19 protein-coding genes and 1 pseudogene are annotated in these 22,990 nt (G+C 72.5%); 12 read left to right on the plus strand and 8 right to left on the minus strand.

Annotation, left to right across the window (positions count from 1 at the left end; all coding sequences use genetic code 11):
* The first annotated feature begins 35 nt into the window (after positions 1–35).
* Positions 36–680, plus strand: a complete 645-nt coding sequence (locus tag AYX06_RS20765) for a TetR/AcrR family transcriptional regulator (RefSeq protein WP_062736477.1) — start codon at positions 36–38, stop codon at positions 678–680.
* Positions 681–701: 21 nt separating this feature from the next.
* Here AYX06_RS20765 and AYX06_RS15190 read toward each other — a convergent pair whose 3' ends face one another.
* The 4 genes from AYX06_RS15190 to AYX06_RS15205 all read right to left on the minus strand — a co-directional run bounded on the left by AYX06_RS15190 (position 702) and on the right by AYX06_RS15205 (position 7,085).
* On the minus strand, positions 702–1,238 hold the full coding sequence (locus AYX06_RS15190; protein WP_062736478.1) for a gamma carbonic anhydrase family protein: 537 nt from the start codon (positions 1,236–1,238) through the stop codon (positions 702–704).
* Positions 1,239–1,291: 53 nt separating this feature from the next.
* Positions 1,292–4,612: a beta-phosphoglucomutase family hydrolase gene (locus AYX06_RS15195; protein WP_062736479.1), complete on the minus strand. Its 3,321-nt coding sequence runs from the start codon at positions 4,610–4,612 to the stop codon at positions 1,292–1,294.
* A 196-nt stretch (positions 4,613–4,808) separates the two neighbouring features.
* Entirely contained in the window at positions 4,809–6,299 is a 1,491-nt protein-coding gene (locus AYX06_RS15200; protein WP_062736480.1) for a sensor histidine kinase, read from the minus strand.
* Positions 6,300–6,338: 39 nt separating this feature from the next.
* Positions 6,339–7,085, minus strand: coding sequence for a response regulator transcription factor (locus AYX06_RS15205; RefSeq protein WP_269148879.1), 747 nt, complete (start codon positions 7,083–7,085; stop codon positions 6,339–6,341).
* A gap of 293 nt (positions 7,086–7,378) precedes the next feature.
* Here AYX06_RS15205 and AYX06_RS15210 point away from each other — a divergent pair, with 293 nt between their 5' ends.
* The 8 genes from AYX06_RS15210 (at position 7,379) to AYX06_RS15245 (ending at position 15,247) form a co-directional block, all read left to right on the plus strand.
* Positions 7,379–8,620 (plus strand): heparan-alpha-glucosaminide N-acetyltransferase domain-containing protein, encoded by a 1,242-nt coding sequence (locus AYX06_RS15210; protein ID WP_062736481.1) that lies wholly within the window; start codon positions 7,379–7,381, stop codon positions 8,618–8,620.
* Positions 8,621–8,653: 33 nt separating this feature from the next.
* Positions 8,654–9,940: a serine hydroxymethyltransferase gene (glyA, locus tag AYX06_RS15215; protein WP_062736482.1), complete on the plus strand. Its 1,287-nt coding sequence runs from the start codon at positions 8,654–8,656 to the stop codon at positions 9,938–9,940.
* A 2-nt stretch (positions 9,941–9,942) separates the two neighbouring features.
* Positions 9,943–10,830, plus strand: coding sequence for a bifunctional methylenetetrahydrofolate dehydrogenase/methenyltetrahydrofolate cyclohydrolase (locus AYX06_RS15220; RefSeq protein ID WP_062736483.1), 888 nt, complete (start codon positions 9,943–9,945; stop codon positions 10,828–10,830).
* A gap of 152 nt (positions 10,831–10,982) precedes the next feature.
* Positions 10,983–11,510 (plus strand): hypothetical protein, encoded by a 528-nt coding sequence (locus AYX06_RS15225; protein WP_232319324.1) that lies wholly within the window; start codon positions 10,983–10,985, stop codon positions 11,508–11,510.
* A gap of 60 nt (positions 11,511–11,570) precedes the next feature.
* Entirely contained in the window at positions 11,571–12,407 is an 837-nt protein-coding gene (locus tag AYX06_RS15230) for an exodeoxyribonuclease III (RefSeq protein ID WP_062736485.1), read from the plus strand.
* Between the two features lie 61 nt (positions 12,408–12,468).
* Positions 12,469–13,524, plus strand: coding sequence for a tryptophan--tRNA ligase (trpS, locus tag AYX06_RS15235; protein WP_062736486.1), 1,056 nt, complete (start codon positions 12,469–12,471; stop codon positions 13,522–13,524).
* A 28-nt stretch (positions 13,525–13,552) separates the two neighbouring features.
* Positions 13,553–14,116: a 2'-5' RNA ligase family protein gene (locus tag AYX06_RS15240; RefSeq protein WP_062736487.1), complete on the plus strand. Its 564-nt coding sequence runs from the start codon at positions 13,553–13,555 to the stop codon at positions 14,114–14,116.
* 9 nt (positions 14,117–14,125) lie between these two features.
* Entirely contained in the window at positions 14,126–15,247 is a 1,122-nt protein-coding gene (locus AYX06_RS15245; protein ID WP_084271657.1) for a YihY/virulence factor BrkB family protein, read from the plus strand.
* Positions 15,248–15,355: 108 nt separating this feature from the next.
* Here AYX06_RS15245 and AYX06_RS19380 read toward each other — a convergent pair.
* The 4 genes and pseudogenes from AYX06_RS19380 to sdhC all read right to left on the minus strand — a co-directional run.
* Positions 15,356–16,306: pseudogene (locus tag AYX06_RS19380) on the minus strand (succinate dehydrogenase iron-sulfur subunit); the annotation flags it as partial.
* Entirely contained in the window at positions 16,306–18,057 is a 1,752-nt protein-coding gene (gene sdhA / locus AYX06_RS15260) for a succinate dehydrogenase flavoprotein subunit (protein ID WP_062736491.1), read from the minus strand. The gene sdhA and the pseudogene AYX06_RS19380, both read right to left, overlap by 1 nt.
* Before the next feature lie 108 nt (positions 18,058–18,165).
* On the minus strand, positions 18,166–18,654 hold the full coding sequence (locus tag AYX06_RS15265; RefSeq protein ID WP_047804023.1) for a succinate dehydrogenase hydrophobic membrane anchor subunit: 489 nt from the start codon (positions 18,652–18,654) through the stop codon (positions 18,166–18,168).
* Positions 18,655–18,657: 3 nt separating this feature from the next.
* A complete protein-coding gene (sdhC, locus tag AYX06_RS15270) occupies positions 18,658–19,053 on the minus strand; it encodes a succinate dehydrogenase, cytochrome b556 subunit (RefSeq protein ID WP_062736492.1) in 396 nt (131 codons plus the stop codon).
* A 228-nt stretch (positions 19,054–19,281) separates the two neighbouring features.
* Here sdhC and AYX06_RS15275 point away from each other — a divergent pair, with 228 nt between their 5' ends.
* The 3 genes from AYX06_RS15275 to AYX06_RS15285 all read left to right on the plus strand — a co-directional run bounded on the left by AYX06_RS15275 (position 19,282) and on the right by AYX06_RS15285 (position 22,912).
* A complete protein-coding gene (locus AYX06_RS15275) occupies positions 19,282–20,403 on the plus strand; it encodes a mannose-1-phosphate guanylyltransferase (RefSeq protein ID WP_232319465.1) in 1,122 nt (373 codons plus the stop codon).
* Positions 20,404–20,442: 39 nt separating this feature from the next.
* Positions 20,443–21,690, plus strand: coding sequence for an amidohydrolase (locus tag AYX06_RS15280; protein ID WP_062736494.1), 1,248 nt, complete (start codon positions 20,443–20,445; stop codon positions 21,688–21,690).
* A 115-nt stretch (positions 21,691–21,805) separates the two neighbouring features.
* Positions 21,806–22,912: a BMP family lipoprotein gene (locus AYX06_RS15285; protein ID WP_062736495.1), complete on the plus strand. Its 1,107-nt coding sequence runs from the start codon at positions 21,806–21,808 to the stop codon at positions 22,910–22,912.
* Positions 22,913–22,990: the final 78 nt, after the last annotated feature.

Raw genomic sequence — 22,990 nt, forward strand, 5'->3', positions numbered from 1 at the left:
GAACCGAACGACCGTTCGTCGCCTAGACTGGCGGCGTGCCCCGGGTCAGCCAGCAGTACAAGGACGAGCGCCGCCGCGAGATCGTCGCGGCCGCCAGCCGCTGCTTCCTGGAGCACGGTTTCGGCGGGGCCTCGATGCACCGGATCATCGCCGCGACGGGACTGTCCGCGGGGGCGCTGTACAACCACTTCCCGTCCAAGCACGAGCTCGTGGTCGCGTCCGCGCGGGCGGCCCTGGACCGGGTCCTGACGGTGGACCAGGGCCCGGCGCCGGCCGTGGGCGAGGGCGCGGTCCGGGCCGCGGCGGGGGCCGGGAGCTCCGCGGGAGCCGTCGGCGGGGACCCGGCCGGGTGGGTGGCGGAGCTGCTGGAGCGGCTCGCCGCGGACCCGGCCGCCACGCGGCTGCTGCTCATCACGTGGGGCGAGGCCGTGAGCGAACCGGCCCTGGCGGCGGTGGCCGGCGAGCACCTCGCACGGGTGCGCGAGCAGGTCGAGGAGCGCTACGGCCGGTGGGCCGCCGAGGAGCTCGGCCTGGGCCCGGACCGCTCCCGGGAGTGGGTCGCGATGTTCGCCCAGGCCATCCTCTCGGTGCTGCAGGGCTACGTGGTGCAGTCCTGCCTGCTGCCCGGATTCGACCACGATGCCTACCTGGACTACGCGCGCACCCTCGCGGCGCAGTGAGCGGGCGGCCGGCGCCCGGGCTCAGGCGTCGAGCTCGCGGTGCTCGGCGGAGAGCTGCACGTAGGTCCGGGCGTTGGCGCGCACCTTCTCCCGCTCCGGCCCGGTCAGCTCGCGGCGGACCTTGGCGGGGACCCCGGCCACGAGCGAGCCCGGCGGCACCACGGTGCCCTCGAGGACCACCGCGCCGGCGGCGACCAGGGACCCGGAGCCGATCACGGCCCCGTTGAGGAGGGTCGCGTTCATCCCCACCAGGACCTCGTCCTCCACGGTGCAGCCGTGGACCACGGCGCCGTGGCCCACGCTGACGCCGGCCCCGATCGTGCAGGGGTGGTCGGGATCGGAGTGGACGACCACGTTGTCCTGCAGGTTCGAGTCCGTCCCCAGCCGCACGGGGGACCGGTCCCCGCGCACCGTGGCGCCGTAGAAGACCCCGGAGCCGGGGCCCAGCTCCACGTCGCCGACCACCGTGGCGGTCGGTGCCACGAAGGCGGAGGCGGCGATCCGGGGCGTGTGCCCGGCGTGGGGGAGGACCAGTCCGGTCGGGGCGGGGTGTTCCATGGCCCCAGCGTAGCGGCCGCCGCCGCGGGATCCGCGGCGGCGGCCGGTCCGGCTCAGGCGTGCCGCGACGCCGCCGGGACCGTGCCCAGCGGGTGGCGCTGCTGGATCGCGACCCGGATCTTCTGCCCGCCCTTGAGCACGTACTCCGCCCCGTGCACGTGGATGGTGACGTTGCCGGCCCGCCGCGAGGTGCCCTCCAGCTCGAGCACGTGGTGGTCGATGCAGACGCGGATCACCTGGCCCCGGTAGAGCACGGTGAACGAGACCCGGTCCAGCTGGCTCGGCAGCGCGGGGTCGAACTCCAGCCACTCCCCGCGCACGCGCAGGCCCGCGTAGGCCCGGGTGACGACGTCCACGGAGCCGGCCATGGCGCCGAGGTGGATCCCCTCGCCCGTGGTCCCGCCCTGGGTGTCGTCCAGGTCGATGAGCAGCGCGTCCTGGAAGACCGACCACGACCGGTCCGGGTTCAGCCAGGCGAGCACCGAGGCGTTGACCACCCGGGAGAGGGAGGAGCCGTGCGAGGACCGCGCGATGTAGAAGTCCACGGTGCGCTCGATGGCGGCGTGGTCCACCTCGTAGCCCATCCGCCCGAGCTCCTCCACGAGGCCGTCGGGGCCGAAGAGGTAGACGAGCATGATGGTGTCCGCCTGCTTGGCGAGCTTGTAGTTGTTGGTCATGTCGCCCTCGTTCTCCAGCAGGAGGTCGAGGCGGCCGATGTTGCGGTACTTGGCCCGGTAGAACTCCCAGTCCAGTTCGTCGAGGTCGTCGTAGCCGTGGAACTGGCTGATGGTGCCGTCCTTGTTGAACGGCACGAACATCCGCTCCGACATCCGCTGCCAGGTCCCCACCTCCTCCGCCGAGAGGCCGAAGCGGGCGGAGAGCTCCTCGCGCTGGTGCTCGACCATGTGGTGGAAGATGTGGGCGCTGTGCCGGAACAGCCAGGCCGCCAGCACGTTCGTGTAGGCGTTGTCCTTCAGCCCGCCGCCGTGCTGGCCGCGGGGACCGTCGTGGTACTCGTCCGGTCCCATCACCCCGGCGATGTGGTAGCGGCCGTCCGCGGGGTCGTAGTCGGTCAGGGACGCGAAGAGCCGGGTGATGCCGATGATCAGCTCCGCGCCCTGACCGGCCAGCCAGTCGACGTCGCCGGTGGTCTCGTAGTAGATCCAGGCGTTGTGGGCGATCGCGAGGCCCACGTGGAACTGCCGCCAGGAGTTGTCCGGCAGCCACCGGTTGGAGTGGTGGTTGAACAGCTCCGGCGGGGTCTCCTCCCGGCCGTCCGAGCCGGACTGCCAGGGGAACGCCGCGCCCTCGAGGCCGAACTCCATGGCGCGGTGCTTGGCCATGGGCAGCCGGCGCCACCGGTAGGACAGCAGCGAGCGCGTCACCTGCGGCTGGCGCAGGTTGACCACCGGCAGGATGTAGAGCTCGTCCCAGAAGATGTGCCCGCGGTAGCCCTCGCCGTGCAGGCCGCGGGCCGGCACGCCGGCGTCGCGCAGCGACATGTGGGGGGCGAGGGTCTGGGACACGTGGAACAGGTGCACCCGCAGCGCCAGCTGGGTGAGGAGCAGCTCGGGGGTCTGCGCCTCGGGGTCCGGGCACACGTCCACGTCGTAGCGGTCCCACAGCAGGGACCACTCGACCTCGTGCGAGGGCAGCAGGCCCCGCACGCCGCTCGGGTTGCGGTCCAGCTCGGCGAGGGCCCCCTCGCGGGGGGAGCCGATCGCGGCGTCGCGACTGGTGACGACCGCGGTGGTGGAGTCGATGATCACCGGCCGCCCGTCGGCGATGTTGACCTGGTGACGGCGGAACTCCGTGCCGCCGGGGCGGATCTCCCGGCGCTCCCGCACGTTGTGGCCGCCCTCGATCGTGGTGCGCTGCGCGGTGGTGATCTCGATCTTGGACTGCGTGGTGCGCACGTGCGACAGCAGGGTCTCGTGGTCGTCGGGCAGCGACGTGGACTCGAGGTCCACCAGGTGGTGGTCGTTGAGGTCCTGGTACTCCGCCACCCCCGTGTTGCGGACGCTGGGGTCGATGCCCGTGCGCAGGTGCAGGCGCCCGGAGAAGCCGCGGGCGGTCACCGTGGTCTCCTGCGCGCCCAGGTGCCGGTGGCGCAGCGAGACGAGGCGGCGCTGGACGATCTCCAGGCGGGCGCGGGAGCCGTCCTCCCCGCGGTCGCCGTTGAGGTCGGTCAGCACGAGAGAACGGATGAGCAGACCGCGGCGCAGGTCCAGCTCCGTGCGCTCCTCGGAGGGGTGCAGCCCGCCCTCGGACCACCAGTCGCCGCCGGAGACCCGCAGGTCCAGGTGCGTCCAGTTGGGGGCGTTGACCATGGACTCGTGCTCGACGTCGCGGCCGCTGAGGTGGCTGACCACCCGGTTGAAGACCCCGGCCAGGTAGTTGCCGGGGTAGTGCACCCCGTTGGCGGAGAACTCGCAGGCGGACCCGCGCACGCCCATGTAGCCGTTGGTGAGGGTCAGCAGCGTCTCCCGCCGGGCCTCCGTCGCCGGGTCGAAGCCCTCGAAGACCAGCTTCCACGGGTGGTCGCGGCGGGCGCCGAGGTCCAGCTCGCCCACGTCGTTGAGCACGGTCGTGGCGCCGGCCCGGAACAGGTCGCGTCGCTCGCCGTGCCGGCGGATCCCCACCACGGTGCCGAAGCCGCCGGCCGCGGCGGCCTGGACGCCGGACACGGCGTCCTCGATCACCACGGACCGGGCCGGGTCCACACCCAGCATCCGGGCGCAGGTGAGGAACGTGTCCGGGGCGGGCTTGCCGGGCAGGCCGTGCTCGGCGGCGAAGTGCCCGTCCACGATGATGTCGAAGGCGTCCTGGAGGCCGGCCGCGGCGAGCACCGGGACGCTGTTGCGGCTGGCGGTCACGAGGCCCACCGGCACCCCGGCCGCCCGCAGGCGCTCGATGAGCGCCACCGTCCTGTCGAAGACCCGCACGCCCGTGATCTCCAGGGCCTCCTGGAAGTAGGTGTTCTTCAGCGCCGCCTGGCCCTGCACCGACCACGCCCCCGGGGTCTCGTCGCCCTCGGGCAGGCGGGCGCCGCGGGAGGCGAGCAGGGAGCGGATCCCGTCCTCGCGCCGCCGGCCGTCCACGTAGTGGCGGTAGTCCGCGTCCTCGTCGAAGGCCCGCCGGTCCACCGCCGCGCCCTCCTCCGCCGGCTCGAGCCGGTCGTCGGCCAGGATCCCGTCGAAGAGGGTCTTCCAGGCCGCGGCGTGCACGGCGGCGGTGTCGGTGACCACGCCGTCCATGTCGAAGATCACGGCCTCGTGCGGGATGCGGAGCTGGTCGACGGGCTGCCAAGGACCGTCCGAGCCGCCGATGCGGGGCAGGGACGCGGTGAACGGGGCGGTGGGCAGAGCGTTCACGGGGGGTTCCTCCGGACGTGGGTGCGGCGTCCGTGGCCCCGGCGGAACCGCACGGAGAAACCCAGCACGCGGCACGCTACGGATCCCGGACGCGGCGTTGCGGGTTCGGCACGGGCTCGGCGCGGCCGTCCGTGCCGACGGTTCCTGACCAGTTCATTAAAGGGCCCAGGGGCGATCGGGGCAAGCCGCCGCCGGCTCAGTCCGCCGCGCGGGGCAGGTGCACGGTGAACCGGGTCGAGCCCGGGACGCTGCGCACCCGCACCCGCCCGTGGTGGGCCTGCACGATGGCCTCCACGATGGACAGCCCCAGCCCCACGCCCCCCGAGCCCCCGGCGCGGGCGTCGTCCTCCCGGGCGAAGCGGGAGAAGATGTGCTCCTGGAACGCGGCGCCGATGCCCGGTCCGTCGTCGGCCACCGTGAGCACCGCCTCGTGGCCGGGCCCGGTCCCCAGCGAGGTGGTCACCGTGGTCCCGGCCGGCGTGTGCTGGTGGGCGTTGGACAGCAGGTTGATGAGCACCTGGCGCAGCTGGGCCGGGTCGCCCCGGACGACGACGGGCTCGTCGGGCAGCTCCAGCCGCCAGTCGTGGCCGGGCGCCGTGACCCGGCGGTCGCTGACGGTCTCGACGACCAGTTCCAGCAGGTCCACGTCCTCGGGCACCACGGGACGGCCCTCGTCGAGGCGGGCGAGCAGGAGCAGGTCCTCGACGAGCGCGGTCATCCGCGCGGACTCCGACTCCACCCGGGCCAGGGAGCTGCGGCCCTGCTCGCTCATCGGCTCGGTGAGCCGGATCAGCTCCGCGTAGCCGCGGATGCTGGCCAGGGGGGTGCGCAGCTCGTGGCTGGCGTCGGCCACGAAGCGGCGCACCCGCGTCTCGCTGCGCTGCCGGGTGGCCAGGGCGCGGGCGACGTTGTCCAGCATCCGGGAGAAGGCGTGGCCGAGCCGGCCGACCTCCGTGTCCGGGTGGGCCGCCGGGGCGACCGCTGCCACCGGCAGGACCACCTCCCCGCGGTCGAGGTCGAGCTCGGAGACCCGGGTCGCGACGTCGGAGAGCCGCTCCACCGGGCGCAGCGTGCGCCGGATGACCACCAGGCCGAACAGCCCGGTGACGGCCAGGGCCCCCGTGGAGATCGCGGCGGTGCTCGCCCCGAACCGGCGCAGCGTCTGCTCCTTGTCCGCCAGCGGCAGCCCGGTCAGCACCAGCCCCCAGTCCCACGGGTCGTCGACCAGCAGCACCCGGTACCCGCCCTCGGTCAGGTCCACGTCCAGGGGCCCCCACTGGGCGCCCCCGTCCTCGTCGGAGCGCGCGCCCAGCTCCTCGACGAGGGCCTCGATCCGCGCCCGGTCCTCGTCCCCCAGCTCCTGCCGGGAGCCGTCGGGGGCGAACAATCCCGCGCGGACCACCTCGCCGTCCACGATCCGGGCGTTGAGCGTCCCGGCGCCCTGCGCGGGGACGTCCATCATGGCCTCCAGCTCCTCCGAGGGCCCGGTGGAGGCCCGCACCCCGTGCTCGATCGTGCGGTAGGAGGCGTCCCGCACCTGCCGGTCCAGCTGCTCGCCCAGCGAGACGCTCAGGGCGGCGTGGCCCAGCACGCCGACGGCGGCGCAGGCCAGCGTCAGCAGCGCGAGGACCGTCAGCAGCAGCTTCGTGCGCAACTGCAGCGCCCCGGCCCGTCCCGTCCTGCTCATCCGGTGCTCACCCCCTGCCCGCCGCGTGCTGTCCTGCGCTCACTCGGCCGGCTTGAGCACGTAGCCGGCGCCGCGGACCGTGTGGATCATGGGGCTGCGGCCGGCGTCGATCTTCTTGCGCAGGTAGGAGATGTAGAGCTCCACCACGTTGGTCTGGCCGCCGAAGTCGTAGCCCCACACCTGCTCGAGGATCTGGGCCTTGCTCAGCACCCGGCGCGCGTTCTCCATCAGGCAGCGCAGCAGGTCGAACTGGGTGGCGGTCAGGGTGATCTCCTCCCCGCCGCGGTGGACCTCCCGGGTGTCCGCGTTGAGCACCAGGTCGCCGACCACGAGCTCGGCGGCGTCCGGGTGGGCGATGCCGGAGCGCTGCACCAGGCGGTGCAGGCGCAGCAGCAGCTCCTCCATGTTGAACGGCTTCGTGACGTAGTCGTCCCCGCCCGCGGCCAGGCCCGTGATCCGGTCCTCCGCGCTGTCCTTGGCAGTGAGGAACAGGGCCGGGACGGTAGGGGCGAAGGCGCGGATCCGCTCGAGCAGCTCGACCCCGGTGCCGCCGGGCAGCATGACGTCCAGCACGAGCACGTCGGGGCGGAACCCGCGGGCCTCGGCCACCGCGGCGTCCCCGTCGTGGGCCGAGCGCACCTGCCAGCCGAGCATGGACAGCCCCATGGAGACCATCTGCGCGAGCAGCGGCTCGTCGTCGACGACGAGGGCGCGCACCGGGGTGCCGTCCGGGTGCCGCAGGCGCGGCAGGTCGACGGCGGTGGGCCGCTGCACGGGCTCGGTCACGGCGCTGCTCTCCTCACGGGGCGAGGCCTCGATGGGACGGGACCCACGGGACGGGTTCTCGGGGCACGGGGCTCCGCGGCCGGCGGGCGGCGGCCCGGTGGTCCGCGGAACGCCTCCAGCGTAGCTCCGCGGCCCCGGCGCGCCGCGGTGCGCCGGGGCTTCACAGGCGGGGCACAGGAACGGGATAAGGCGCCCACATCCCGGCCTGCTGGACTGGGGCCAGCGACGGGCCCCGGGCCCGGAGCCGACGGGCAGGGGGCCCGCCGGCCCACCGCGAGAGGGGAACGACTGCCATGCTGCACACCCACCACCCGGCCGAGGACACCCCGGCCGGGCAGACCCCGGCCCGCGGGACCGCCCCGGCGCGGCGCACCGCACGGCGCCTGGTCGGGGTCGACGCGGCCCGCGGGATCGCCCTGCTCGGCATGATGTCGATCCACATCCTGCCCTCCTGGGACCCGGAGACCTTCGGCGCGACCGCGCAGTGGACGGTGTTCTCCGGGCGCGCCGCGGCCCTCTTCGCCCTGCTCGCGGGAGTGGGGCTGGCGTTCACCTCCGGGGGGCGCCGCGTGCACGAGGGCCGGCGCAGGACGGGGGACCGGGTGGGGCTGCTCGTGCGGGCGCTGCTCGTCGCCGTCCTGGGCCTGCTCGTCAACCAGACCTCGCCGGCCGACCCGCCCGCCTACAACATCCTCGTCTACTACGGGGTGTTCTTCCTGCTGGCGATCCCGTTCCTGCACCTGTCCGCGCGCGCCCTGCTGGCCTGGGCCGCCGGGTTCGCGGTGCTCGGCCCCGTGCTGATCCACGCGCTGGGACCCCACCTGCCCGTGTTCGAGAGCTACAACCCCACCGTCGCCGACGCCCTCACCGCGCCGGGCACCACCCTGGCCCAGCTGCTCCTGACCGGTGCGTACCCGGCGCTGACCTACCTCGTGTACCTCCTGGCGGGTCTGGCCATCGGCCGACTGTCCCTGGCGGAGCGGCGCACCCAGCTGGGCCTGCTCGTGGGCGGCGCCGTGCTGGCGGCCGGCTCCGCGCTGGTCTCCTGGCTCCTGCTGCACCCCCTCGGCGGCATGGAGCGGCTGCTGGACGCCAGCCCGTTCCTGGGCCGGGAGGACGTCCAGGACATCCTCGTGTGGGGACCGGACCCGGTCCTGCCCACGTCCACCTGGTGGTGGCTGGCCGTCTCCGGCCCGCACACCAACACCCCGCTCGCGCTGCTGAGCGGGGTGGGCACGGGTGCCCTCGCCCTGGGCCTGTGCCTGCTCGTCGCCCGCCGGGCGGAGGCCCTGCTGCTGCCGCTGGTCGCGGCCGGCTCGATGACCCTGACCCTCTACTCGGCCCACCTGCTCGCGCTGAACCTCGAGGTGCACTACGAGCAGCCCGTCCTGTGGTTCCTCGTGCAGGCCGCGGCGGCGGTCGGGTTCGCCGTCCTGTGGCGCCGGAGCCGGGGTCAGGGCCCGCTGGAGCGGGGCGTGAGCAGGGCCTCGCACGCCGCCCGCGACCGGGTGGTCGGCGATCGCCTAAACTCGTAGGCGATCCACCCTGGTCCCCACCCGAGGAGCGGCATGTCCACGAGCTCGATCCAGTCCGTCACCAACCAGCCTCTCACCGAGGTCGACCCGGAGGTCGCGGCGGCCATCGCCGACGAGCTCGGACGCCAGCGCGGCACCCTCGAGATGATCGCCTCCGAGAACTTCGCCCCGCGCGCGGTGCTCGAGGCGCAGGGCTCGGTGCTGACGAACAAGTACGCCGAGGGCTACCCCGGCCGCCGCTACTACGGCGGCTGCGAGTACGTCGACGTCGTCGAGAACCTCGCCCGCGACCGCGCCACCGCGCTGTTCGGCGCCGAGCACGCCAACGTGCAGCCGCACTCGGGCGCCCAGGCGAACACCGCCGTGATGCAGGCCCTGATGCAGCCCGGCGACAAGCTCATGGGACTGTCCCTGGCCCACGGCGGCCACCTCACCCACGGGATGAAGCTCAACGTCTCCGGCAAGCTCTACGAGATCGCCGCCTACGAGGTCGACCCCGACAGCTACACCATCGACATGGACAGGCTCCGCGAGCAGGCTCTCGCCGAGCGGCCGCAGACCATCGTGGCCGGCTGGTCCGCCTACCCGCGCGAGCTCGACTTCGAGGCCTTCCGCTCGATCGCCGACGAGGTCGGCGCCAAGCTGTGGGTGGACATGGCCCACTTCGCCGGACTCGTGGCCGCGGGCCTGCACGCCAACCCGGTCCCGCACTCCCACGTGGTGACCTCCACCGTGCACAAGACCCTCGCCGGCCCCCGCTCCGGGGTGATCCTCACCACCGGTGAGCTCAAGAAGAAGATCGACTCCGCCGTCTTCCCGGGCCAGCAGGGCGGCCCGCTGATGCACGCCATCGCGGGCAAGGCCGTGGCCTTCAAGATCGCCGCCACCGAGGAGTTCCGCGTGCGCCAGGAGCGCACCGTCGAGGGCGCCCGCATCCTGGCCGAGCGGCTCACCGCCGCCGACGTCGCCGAGGCCGGGGTCTCCGTCCTGACCGGCGGCACCGACGTGCACCTGGTGCTGGTGGACCTGCGCAACTCGCCGCTGGACGGCAAGCAGGCCGAGGACCTCCTGCACGAGGCCGGGATCACCGTCAACCGCAACGCCGTGCCGTGGGACCCGCGCCCGCCGATGGTCACCTCGGGGCTGCGGATCGGCACCCCCGCCCTGGCCACCCGGGGCTTCGGCGCCCCCGAGTTCGAGGAGGTCGCCGAGATCATCGCGACCGCGCTCAAGCCCGGCGCCGACGTCGCCGCCCTGCGCGCGCGCGTGGACAAGCTCGCCGCCGACTTCCCGCTCTACGACGGCCTCGAGGAGTGGTGAGCGTGGGCGCGCGCACCCTCGACGGGCGGGCCGCCTCCGCGGCCATCAAGGCCGAGCTCGCCCAGCGCGTGGCCGCGCTGGCGGAGCGGGGCGTCACCCCGGGCCTCGGCACGGTGCTCGTGGGCGACGACCCCGCCTCCCACTCCTACGTGGGCGGCAAGCACAAGGACTGCGCCGAGGTCGGGATCTCCTCGATCCGCCGCGAGCTGCCCGCCGACGTCTCCCAGGAGGACCTCGAGGCGGTCATCGACGAGCTCAACGCGGACCCGGCCTGCACCGGCTACATCGTCCAGCTGCCGCTGCCCGGCCACCTGGACACCAACGCGATCCTCGAGCGCGTCGACCCGGCCAAGGACGCCGACGGGCTGCACCCGACCAACCTCGGCCGGCTCGTGCTCAACGTCTCCGAGCCGATGACCTCCCCGCTGCCCTGCACGCCCAACGGCATCGTGGAGCTGCTGCGCCGCCACGACGTGGACCTCGCCGGCCGGCACGTGCTCGTCGTCGGCCGCGGTGTGACCGTCGGGCGGCCCATGGGGCTGATCCTGACCCGCCGGGAGATCAACGCGACGGTCACCCTCGCCCACACCGGCACGGAGGACCTCGACGCGCTGCTGGCCCAGGCCGACGTCGTGGTCGCCGCCGCCGGGCGCCCGCACATGATCGGCGCGGACGCCCTCAAGGACGGGGTCGTGCTGCTCGACGTGGGGGTCTCCCGCGTGGAGGACCCGGAGACGGGGAAGAAGCGGCTCACCGGCGACATCGACCCGGCGGCCGCCGCGAAGGCCTCCTGGATCTCGCCGAACCCCGGCGGCGTCGGCCCGATGACCCGGGCCATGCTGCTGCTCAACGTCGTCGAGGCCGCCGAGCGGCACGCCGGCTCCCGCTGAGCACCGGCCCCCGGAGCGGGCCGCGGCGCCGGCAACGAGCGATCGTTCCCGGCGCCGCGGCCGTTCCGGGCGGACCCCCCCCGCGCCGAGGACCGGACCTGCCGGGACCGCCGGGTTCGTGGCCGGGCCGGGGATTTGAGACAATGGTGACCATGCGCTCCATCGGATCCTCCGCCACGTCCAGCCCGTCCGCCCCCGGCACCGGCAGCCGCACGACCCTCTGGGGCACGGTCATCGGCCTGGCCGTGCTCGTGGTGATCTTCGTGGTGGCGCTGCTGCAGGCCGCGAACGCCAATTCGTGGCTGGGCTGGGCGCTCGCGGGCATCGCGCTCGGGTGGCTGCTGCTCGCCACGTGGGTGGTGCTCATGGTCCGCAAGGCCGCCCGCTTCGGCCGCCGGCAGGTCGAGGAGGCCCAGGAGCAGCTGCGGGCCGGCTCCGGCCGCGCCCCCGCCGCCGCGCCGTCCGGCGCCACCCGCTCGATGCGGGACGAGAAGCTCTCGCACAGCTTCCAGATCGTGCTCGTCCAGTCGAAGGTCATCAAGCAGGAGCTCGCCGGGCTGCCGGCCGAGGGCGTGGACCGCAAGGCCCTGGACCGGGCGCTCGACACGATCGACATCACCGCCGGCAACGGGATGAGCATGCTGCGCCAGGAGCCGCTCAGCGGCACCGTCGTCGACTGACCCGCGACCCGCCCGTCCCCCCCCCGATCGCCCCCCGTCCCGAAGGCCAGGTGCCCCTGCATGTCCCGCCCCGAGAACGTCCTGCGCGTCGCCACCGTCAACGTCAACGGCATCCGCGCCGCCTACAAGCGCGGCATGGCCGACTGGCTCGCCGGGCGCGACGTCGACATCCTGTGCCTGCAGGAGGTGCGGGCCCCGGACAAGGTCGTCCGGGAGCTGCTCGACGAGCAGACCTGGGACGTCCACCACGCCGAGGCGGCGGACAAGGGCCGGGCCGGCGTGGCGGTCGCGACCCGCCGCGACGCCCGCGCCGGGACGCTGCTGCCGGTCGCCCGCCGGGACTCCATCGGCCACGAGCACTTCGCGGCCTCGGGGCGGTGGGTCGAGACCGACCACGCCCTCGCCGACGGCAGCACGCTCACCGTGGTCTCGGCCTACGTGCACTCCGGAGAGGTCGGCACCGTGCGCCAGGACGACAAGTACCGCTTCCTCGACGTCATGACCGAGCGGCTGCCGGAGCTGGCCCGCACCCGGGAGCACGTCCTCGTGGTCGGGGACCTCAACGTGGGGCACACCGAGCTCGACATCAAGAACTGGAAGGGCAACGTCAAGAACGCCGGGTTCCTGCCCGAGGAGCGGGCCTACTTCGACCGCTTCTTCGGGGAGCACGGGTACAAGGACGTCGCCCGGGAGCTGGCCGGACCCGTCCCCGGCCCCTACACGTGGTGGTCCTACCGCGGCAAGGCCTTCGACACCGACGCCGGGTGGCGCATCGACTACCACATGGCCACCCCGGGGCTGGCGTCCGCCGCCGTCTCCGCGGTGGTCGACCGCGCCCCCAGCTACGACACCCGCTTCTCCGACCACGCGCCCGTGGTGGTCGACTACCAGCTCTGACCCGCTCCGCCCCGCACCCCCGCGCCCACCCGGCGCCGGCCCGAACGAAGGACCCCACACCGTGACCGCTGACCCCGCGCCGTTCGACGTCCGATCCGCCTCCGGCAGGCCCCGTGTCGTGTCGGGGGTGCAGCCCTCGGCGGACTCCCTGCACCTGGGCAACTACGTGGGCGCGGTGCGCAACTGGGTCGACATGCAGAACGACAACGAGTGCGTGTTCTTCGTCGCGGACCTGCACGCGGTGACCACGGACCAGGACCCCGCGACGCTGGCCCAGCGCACCCGCGTCACGGCCGCCCAGTACATCGCGGCGGGCATCGACCCGGAGCGCTCCACGCTGCTCGTGCAGTCCCACGTGCCCGAGCACGCCCAGCTGGCGTGGGCGCTGAACTGCATCACCGGCTTCGGGGAGGCCTCCCGGATGACCCAGTTCAAGGACAAGTCCGCCAAGCAGGGCGCCGAGAACGCGACCGTGGGCCTGTTCGCCTACCCCGTGCTGATGGCCGCGGACATCCTGATCTACCAGGCGCACCAGGTGCCGGTCGGCGAGGACCAGCGCCAGCACCTCGAGCTGACCCGCAACCTGGCGCAGCGCTTCAACGCCCGGTACGGCGACACCTTCGTGGTCCCGGAGGCCAAGATCCTCGCGGAGTCGGCGAAGGTCTACGACCTGCAGAACCCCACGGCCAAGATGTCCAAGTCCGCGGCCGCGGAGAACGGGCTCCTCCGGCTGCTGGACCCGGCGAAGAAGAACGCCAAGAAGATCAAGTCCGCCGTCACCGACGACGGCACCGAGATCCGCTTCGACCGCGAGGCCAAGCCCGGGATCTCGAACCTGCTCACCATCCACTCCGCGCTCACGGGCCGCCCGGTGGACGAGATCGTCGCGGAGTACGAGGGCCGGATGTACGGACACCTCAAGGTCGGTCTGGCCGAGGTGGTCACCGAGACGCTCGAGCCCATCCGCAGCCGCGCCCTCGAGCTGCTGGACGACCCCGCCGAGCTGGACCGCATGCTGGCCCGCGGCGCCGAGAAGGGCCGGGAGCTCAGCGTGGCGACCCTGGCCGCGGTCTACGACCGGATGGGCTTCCTGAGCCGGGCCGGGGGGCTGGGCTAGGCTGGGTCCCGTCCTGTGAGGAGTTGACGTGATCCCAACGCACCAGTCTCCGACCATCCGCCCCGGTCAGGTCTACGCGGGCGTGGTCATCGAGCTGCCCGAGCCCGTGGGGCGGGAGCTCCAGGACTGGCGCGCGTCCTTCGGGGACCCGGCCTCCTACGCCGTGCCGGCGCACATCACCCTGATGATCGCCCCGCAGGCGGTCCACTGGAGTGAGGTCGTCGAGCGGGTGCGGTCCGTGGCCCGGACCTGGCGGCCGTTCCACCTGGAGATCAACGGCACGGGCACGTTCCGTCCGGTGAGCCCGGTGGTCTACCTGCGCGTCCTGGAGGGCGCACAGCAGTGCCGGGCCCTGCACGAGGCCCTGCACGAGGAGCGGCTGGTCTCCGCGTCCCCCTTCGAGTTCCACCCGCACGTCACCATCGCCCAGGCCGTGGGGGAGGACGACCTCGACCGCGCCCAGGAGATGCTGCGGACCTACCGCGCCGGGTTCCTCGTGGACCGGATCGGCCTCTACGAGCTCGACGGCCACGGCGTCTGGCGGATCCGCGAGGAGTTCCCCTTCGCCGGGACCGACCGCGGCGAACGCTGACCTGCCGCCATGAGCACCCGCACGGGACCCCGCACGGGACCCCGTACGGGCCCGGCACCGGAGATGCCGCCCCGGGCGGTGGACCGGCACGGGCTGCGCCGGGAGGCGCTGCGCCAGCAGGCGCTGCTGCGCGAGCGGCGCGCCGCCGGCGCCGGGCCCGCGGCGCTGGCGGGATCCGCGCTCGCGGTCGTGCTCTCCCGCTTCTTCACGCGCCTGCCGGTGCGCGTGGTGATGCACTACCTCTTCCACGGCGGCCCGCTCATGGCGGCCGGGCTGTCCTTCGTGCTGATCTTCGCGTCCACCTCCCTGCTGGTCGGCGGTTTCGCCACGATGGGCCTCCTGCTGGGCAACGACCCCGAGGTCCGCGACGCCGTGGTGCGCGCCGTCACCGAGCGCGTGCCGGGACTGCTCGACACCGGCGCCGGGGGAGTGGTCCCCCTCGACCTGCTGGAGGACACCCGCCCCTTCACCCTGGCCACGGTGATCGGCGCCGCCGTGCTGCTCTTCTCGGGCTGGCGCTGGGTCTCCGGGGTGCGCCTGGCGTTCCGCCGGATCTTCGAGGTGCCCCCGGCGCAGGGCATGCCCATCGCGGCCGTGCCGCGCGACCTCCTGGGCCTGCTCGTGCTCGGCGTGCTGCTGGCGCTGTCGGCCGTGGCCAACGGCGCCGCCTCGGGGCTCCTGGGCTTCCTGCTCGACACCGCCGGCGAGCTGGGCTGGGGCCGGGGGCCCGAGTGGCTGCGCACCGGGCTGACCTGGGCGCTGAGCACCCTCCTCGTGGTGGTCCTGGACGCCCTGTTCGCCCTCGAGCTCGTGCGCGGCGTGGCCGGACTGCGGCTGACCCGCCGGGCCCTGCTCACCACGGTGCTCGCCGCGGCGGCCGGCAACTTCGCCCTGCGCTACGCCGGGGGGTCCCTCATCTCCGGGGCCACCGCGAACCCCTATCTGCTGTCCGTGGCGCTGGTGGTGGGGGTGCTCGTGTGGTTCTACCTGTTCAGCCAGGTCCTGCTCTTCTCCGCCGCGCTCGGGGCGATCGTGCAGGCGGACCAGCACGGCGGCCGGGTGCACCCCGCGGGGGAGGCCGTGGCCGTCACCGTGCTGCCGATGAGCTCGGTGCCCGCTCCCGCCCGCTGACCCCCCCCGCGGGGCGCCCGCCCGGCCGGCCGGGATGTCGCCCGGAGCCGCCACGGTGACGTCAGGGTGACGCCTGGGTGGGGTCCTGCGGCAACGACGACGGCGGCCCGCGTTCTTGACCTCGGAGATGGCCTTGGTGACCTGGATGCCGCGCGGGCAGGCCTCGGTGCAGTTGAAGGTCGTGCGGCAGCGCCACACGCCCTCCTTGTCGTTGAGGATCTCCAGGCGCAGGTCCCCGGCGTCGTCGCGGGAGTCGAAGATGAACCGGTGCGCGTTGACGATCGCGGCCGGACCGAAGTACTGGCCGTCGGTCCAGAACACCGGGCAGGAGGACGTGCACGCGGCGCAGAGGATGCACTTGGTGGTGTCGTCGAAGCGCGCCCGGTCCTCCGGGGACTGGTAGCGCTCCATGGTCGGCTCGTTGCCGCCGGCCACGAGGAAGGGCATGATCTCGCGGTAGGACTGGAAGAACGGCTCCATGTCCACGATCAGGTCCTTCTCGCACGGCAGGCCCTTGATGGGCTCCACGGTGACGGGCTTGGACAGGTCCAGGTCCTTGAGCAGCACCTTGCAGGCGAGGCGGTTCTGACCGTTGATGCGCATGGCGTCGGAGCCGCACACGCCGTGGGCGCAGGAGCGGCGGAAGGACAGCGAGCCGTCGATCTCCCACTTGACCTTGTGCAGGGCGTCCAGCACGCGGTCGGTGCCGTACATGGTGAGCTTGAACTCGTCCCAGCGCACCTCGTCGGAGAGCTCGGGGTTGTAGCGGCGGATCCGCAGGGTGAGGTCGAACGTGGGGATCTCCTGGTTGCCCTGCTGCTCCTCGGGCAGGTTCACCTGCGAGGCGGGCTCACCGCCCTCGGCGTTCTCGGCGGCGGGGTCCACGGCCGGGACCTCGGCCTCGTTGCGCTCGTCGACGGACCCGGCGTCCGCGTCGGTCTTGTAGCCCGCGCGGTCGTCCTGGTCGTGGCCCGGCGCGTGGCCGTGCTCGGGAGCCCGGTCCTGCGGGTCGTCGTTGCGCCCGTCCTCGGGGCGGTCGGGAGTGTGTGCGGTGGACATCAGTACTTACGCTCCATGGGCTCGTAGCGGGTGAAGATGACGGGCTTCGTCTCCTGCCTGATGCCCCCGGTGGGGGAGGAGGGGTCGAGGTAGACCATCGAGTGCTTCATGAAGTTCTCGTCGTCGCGCTCCGGGAAGTCCTCCCGGAAGTGGCCGCCGCGGGACTCGTTGCGGTGCAGCGCCGCGACCGTCATGACCTTGGCCAGCTGCAGCAGGAAGCCGAGCTCCACGGCCTCGAGCAGGTCCAGGTTGAAGCGCTTGCCCTTGTCCTGGATCGAGATGTTCGCGTAGCGGGCCTCGAGGGCGGCGATGTCGTCCAGCGCCGTCTGCAGGGTCTCCGCCGTGCGGAACACCTGGACGTTGAGGTCCATGGTGTCCTGCAGGTCCTTGCGGATCGCGGCGACCTTCTCGGTGCCGGTGCCGTTGCGGGCGTTGTCGAGCAGCGCCACGGTGCTGTCCAGGGCGGTGTCCGGGACCGGCACGAACTCGGCCTGCTGCGCGTACTCGGCCGCGTAGATCCCGGCCCGCTTGCCGAACACGTTGATGTCCAGCAGCGAGTTGGTGCCCAGGCGGTTGGAGCCGTGCACGGACACGCAGGCGACCTCGCCGGCGGCGTACAGGCCCGGGACCACGGTCTCGTTGTCCTGCAGCACCTCGGCCTTGATGTTGGTCGGGATCCCGCCCATCGCGTAGTGGCACGTGGGGAACACCGGGACCGGCTCGGTGTAGGGCTCCACGCCCAGGTAGGTGCGGGCGAACTCCGTGATGTCGGGCAGCTTCGCGTCGATGTGCGCCGGCTCCAGGTGGGTGAGGTCGAGCAGGACGTAGTCCTTGTTCGGCCCGGCCCCACGGCCCTCGCGCACCTCGTTGGCCATGGAGCGGGCCACGATGTCACGGGGGGCGAGGTCCTTGATCGTGGGGGCGTAGCGCTCCATGAAGCGCTCGCCGTCCGCGTTGCGCAGGATCCCGCCCTCGCCGCGGGCGGCCTCGGAGACCAGGATGCCCAGGCCGGCCAGACCGGTCGGGTGGAACTGGATGAACTCCATGTCCTCGAGCGGAAGGCCGTTGCGGAACGCGATGGCCATGCCGTCGCCGGTGAGGGTGTGCGCGTTGGAGGTGGTCTTGTAGACCTTGCCGGCCCCGCCGGAGGCGAAGACCACGGACTTCGCCTGGAAGACGTGCAGCTCGCCGGTGGCCAGATCGTAGGAGACCACGCCCGCCACGCGCCGCTGACCGTCGATCTCGGTCATGACCAGGTCCAGGACGTAGTACTCGTTGAAGAACTCCACGTTGTGCTTGATGCAGTTCTGGTAGAGCGTCTGGAGGATCATGTGCCCGGTGCGGTCCGCGGCGTAGCAGGCCCGGCGCACGGGCGCCTTGCCGTGGTCGCGGGTGTGTCCGCCGAAGCGGCGCTGGTCGATCTTGCCCTCGGGGGTGCGGTTGAAGGGCAGCCCCATCTTCTCCAGGTCCAGGACCGCGTCGATGGCCTCCTTGGCCATGACCTCCGCGGCGTCCTGGTCGACGAGGTAGTCACCGCCCTTGATGGTGTCGAACGTGTGCCACTCCCAGTTGTCCTCCTCGACGTTGGCGAGTGCTGCGCACATGCCGCCCTGCGCCGCGCCGGTGTGGGAGCGGGTGGGGTACAGCTTGGTCAGTACGGCAGTACGAGAGCGCTGGCCGGCCTCGATGGCGGCGCGCATACCGGCACCACCGGCACCGATGATGACCACGTCGTACTTGTGAACCTGCATACCGGTTGTTCTTTCTGTTGGATGTTCGGGAGGTGTTCTGGGTTCCGGTCGCCTGCGGCCGGACGGCGCGGACGGCCCGCCGGGGAGCGGGCCGTCGCGCGAGAGGTCTCAGCCCGCGGTGCAGAAGGAGGCCAGCAGGGCCGGGTCCGCGCCGGTGGGGCAGGGCTCGAAGGTGAAGATCACCAGGGTGCCCAGCAGGATCACGAAGGCGGAGGTGGTGAAGAGGAAGACCTTCAGCCAGAACCGGGTGCGGTCCTTCTCGGCGTAGTCGTCGATGATCACGCGCAGGCCGTTGGTGCCGTGCAGCATCGCGAGCCACAGCAGGAGCATGTCGAAGACCTGCCAGAACGGGCTGGCCCACTTGCCGGCGACGAACGCGAAGTCCACGGCCTCGACCCCGCCCTCGGGGGAGACGAGGTTCACCCACAGGTGCACGAAGACCAGCACGAGCAGGACCACGCCGGAGAAGCGCATGAACAGCCACGCGAACATCTCGAAGTTGTTGCGACGGGAGGAGGAGCGGTTGTACTTGACGCCGTTGACCTCGAGGTCCTTGCTCCGGGGGACCGAGATGCTTGCCTTGAGCGGAGTGCTCATTGTTTAACCCCCGAAGATGGAGAGGTGGAAGATGTTGGACAGGTGCCGGACCAGGAACGGGACCATCACCACGAGCCACAGCGCGAGGACGCCCCAGAGCATCTGCTTCTGGTAGCGGGTGCCCTTCGACCAGAAGTCCACGAGGATGATGCGCAGGCCGTTGAAGGCGTGGTAGACGATGGCCGCCACGAGACCGGCCTCGCCCAGGCCCATGACCGGGTTCTTGTAGGTCTCCATGACCGCGTTGTAGGCCTCGGGCGAGACCCGCACGAGCGCGGTGTCCAGGACGTGGACCAGAAGAAAGAAGAAGATGGCCACGCCGGTGATGCGGTGGGCGACCCAGGACCACTGGCCATGGGCCTGGCCGCGGTACAAGGTGCCCTTGGATGTCTTCGCCACTGAAAAACCTCCCTGAGTCGCTCGCCGTCGTGCGCTCTTGAAAACCGGGAATTCGCACTGCGCACGACGTGAGCGGAGCCCTCCGGCTCTGTGTCGGATGTTGCGCGAGTTCCTTTCCACGATACCAGCACGGAGGCCGTTTACTGACAGCCTGTCCCCCGCCAGGACACGGATCTCGCCGTGGGCGGACGTCGTTTTCCGTGCCGCCCGTCCCGGCGTCGTATGGTGATGCGTGTGACCTCTCCCCTCGCGCACTTCCACCCCTTCATCCCGGCCGGAGGGGTCGGCTCCCGGCTCTGGCCGCTCTCCCGGGCCGACGCCCCGAAGTTCCTGCTGGACCTCACCGGGTCCGGCTCGTCGCTGCTGCGGGCCACCTACGACCGGCTGGCCGGACTCAGCGGCGGCCGCGTCATGGTCGTCACCGGACGCACCCACGCCCCCGCGGTCTGCCGGCAGCTGCCGGAGCTCTCCCCGGGGGACCTCGTGCTCGAGCCGTCCCCGAAGGACTCGGCGGCGGCCATCGGCCTGGCCTGCATGCTCATCGCGCGGCAGGACCCGGACGCGATCGTCGGCTCCTTCGCGGCCGACCACGTGATCGAGCCCGCCGAGGCGTTCCAGGACGTGGTCCGGGAGGCGGTCGCGGCCGCGGCCTCGGGCCGGATCGTGACCATCGGCATCCCGCCGAGCTCCCCGGCCACCGGCTTCGGCTACATCCGCGCAGGCTCGCAGCTGGGCCTCGAGGGCGCCCCGCACGCCCTGCAGGTCGAGCAGTTCGTGGAGAAGCCGGACGAGGCCACCGCGCGCGCCTACGTGCACAGCGGCAACTACACGTGGAACGCCGGCATGTTCGTGGCCCCCGCCTCGCTGATGCTGCGCCACCTCGCCGCCAGCGAGCCCGCGCTGCACGCCGGGCTGGCCGAGATCGCCGACGCGTGGGGCACGCCCGCGCAGGACGAGGTGGTCGACCGGGTCTGGCCCGGCCTGCCGAAGACCGCCATCGACTACGCCGTGGCCGAGCCCGCCGCGGCGGCCGGGGACGTCGCCATGGTGCCCGCGACCTTCACCTGGGACGACGTGGGCGACTTCGCCGCGATCAGCCGGCTCAACCACGTCGACCCGCACGGGGACCCGCACGTGACCGTGCTGGGCGACAACAGCCGGGTGCTCGCCGACAGCTCCACGGGCATCGTCGTCTCCGACACGGGCCGGATGATCGCGCTGATCGGCGTGGAGGACATCGTCGTCGTCGACACCCCCGACGCGCTGCTGGTGACCACGCAGGAGCACGCCCAGCGGGTCAAGGACGCCGTGGCCTCGCTCAAGCAGAGCGGCAACACGGACGTGCTGTGAGCGTCCCGGGCCGCGCGCGGCCCGGAGTACCCTGGACAGATGCCTGACGCGCCATCCCCCGCCGCAGCCCTGGAGGCCGGCCTCCCGCCGGCCATCGGCCCCCTCCTCAAGCGGTACCTGCCGGACCTGATCGCCTTCCGGCGGGACCTGCACCGGCACCCGGAGCTGTCCTACCAGGAGTTCCGCACCACCGACCGGATCGTCGCCGCCCTGGAGAACATGGGCCTGAGCCCCGTGCGGCTCAGCGACACCGGGTGCTACGTGGACATCGGCCACGGGCCGCTGGCCGTGGGCCTGCGCGCGGACATCGACGCGCTGCCCATCCAGGAGGCCACGGGCCTGGACTACTCCTCCGTCAACGACGGCGTGGCGCACTCCTGCGGCCACGACATCCACGCGACCGTGATGGTGGGCGTGGCCAAGGTGCTCGCGGACCTGCACCGCACCGCGCACATCGCCGGCACCGTGCGGATCGTCTTCCAGCCCGCCGAGGAGCAGCTGCCCGGAGGCGCCCTCACGGTGATCCGCCAGGGCGCGCTGGAGGGCGTGCCGCGCATGTTCGCCCTGCACTGCGAGCCCAAGGTCGACGTGGGGCAGGTCGGGACCCGGATCGGGGCGATCACCTCCGCCTCGGACACCGTGCGGATCGAGTTCACCGGCCGCGGCGGGCACACCTCCCGCCCGCACCTGACGCAGGACCTCGTCTACGCGATGGCCCAGATCGCCGTGAACGTCCCCGCCGTGCTCTCCCGGCGGATCGACGTCCGGTCCGGGGTCGCGGTGGTCTGGGGACAGATGCACGCCGGTGTGGCGCCCAACGCCATCCCCGCCACGGGGTTCATGTCCGGGACCATGCGCTGCCTCGACGCCGACGCCTGGCACCGGGCCGGCCGCCTGCTCGACGAGGTCGTGCACCAGGTCGCGGCGCCCTACGGGGTGGACGTGGAGCTGGAGCACATCCGCGGCGTGCCGCCCGTGGTCAACGGGGAGGTCGAGACCACCCTCATCGAGAACGCCGCCCGCGCGGAGCTCGGCGAGGACGCCGTGGTGCTGGTGCACCAGTCGATGGGCGGGGAGGACTTCGCGTGGTTCCTCCAGGAGGTCCCCGGGGCGATGATGCGCCTGGGCACCCGGACCCGGGGCGGGCACACCTACGACCTGCACCAGTCGGACTACGTGGCGGACGAGGCGGCCATCGGCTGCGGCGTCCAGGTCATGGCCAACACCGCCCTGCGGGCCATCCGGCTGCGCTCCCGGGAGACGCACCCCGACGTCACGGCGAATTGACGCGAGTCTCCGTCCACCGCGCCTACCCGTGGGTAGAATGACACCACGTCACGCCACCCCGCGTGGACGGGACCCGTTGCCCGCGGCCGGGTCACCCCTGTCTCCTGGAGGAACCATGACCTTCTCACCCCGGACGTCCCGAGGATCCCGCCCGCTTTCCGCCGCCGCGCTGCTCGGCGCCTCCGCCCTGGTCCTCGCCGGCTGCGGGGCCGCGCCCGAGGAGGGCGGGGAGGCGCAGGAGCAGGCCACCGACTTCACGGGCTGCATCGTCTCCGACTCCGGGGGCTTCCAGGACCGCTCGTTCAACCAGAACTCCTACGAGGGCCTGCAGGCCGCCCAGGAGTCCATGGGCATCGAGATCCAGCAGGCCGAGTCCCAGGCCGAGACCGACTTCGTGCCCAACCTCAACTCCATGGTCCAGCAGGGCTGCGACCTGACCGTCTCCGTGGGCTTCCTCCTCGCCGACGCCACCCGCGAGGCCGCCGAGGCCAACCCGGACTCGAACTTCGCGATCGTGGACGACGCCTCGATCGAGCTCGACAACGTCAAGCCGCTGGTCTACAACACGGCCGAGGCCGCGTTCCTCGCCGGCTACGTCGCGGCGGGCACCACCCAGACCGGCAAGGTCGCCGCCTACGGCGGCATGGACATCCCCACCGTGACGGTGTTCATGGACGGCTTCGCCGACGGCGTCGCCCACTACAACGAGACCAAGGGCGAGAACGTCGAGCTGCTGGGCTGGAACAAGGACGCCCAGGACGGCACCTTCGTCAACAGCTTCACCGACACCTCCGCGGCGAAGACCACCACGCAGAACTTCATCAACGAGGGCGCGGACATCATCATGCCCGTGGCGGGCCAGGCGGCGCTGGGCACCCTCGACGCCGTGGTCGCCGCCAACGACGGCGGCGACGAGGTCCGCTTCGTGTGGGTCGACGCCGACGGCTACGAGACGCTCGACCAGGGCCAGCAGTACCAGCTCACCTCCGTGCTCAAGCAGATGAGCACCTCCGTGCAGGACGTCGTCGAGACGTCGGCGGAGGGCCAGTTCAGCAACGAGCCCTACATCGGCACCCTCGAGAACGGCGGAGTGGGCATCGCGCCCTACCACGACCAGGAGGAGGCCGTGGGCGAGGAGCTCGCCGCCGAGGTCGAGCAGCTCAAGCAGGACATCATCGACGGCACCATCACCGTCGAGTCCGAGAACTCGCCGCAGGCCTGATCCCGGACGCAGGCGACCACCGCACCCACCGCCGCCAGCACGGCCCCCGGCCGCAGCTGGCGGCGGTGGCGTGCCCGC

It is taken from the genome of Kocuria turfanensis, from assembly GCF_001580365.1.
In the GTDB taxonomy this organism is placed as follows: Bacteria; Actinomycetota; Actinomycetes; order Actinomycetales; family Micrococcaceae; genus Kocuria; species Kocuria turfanensis.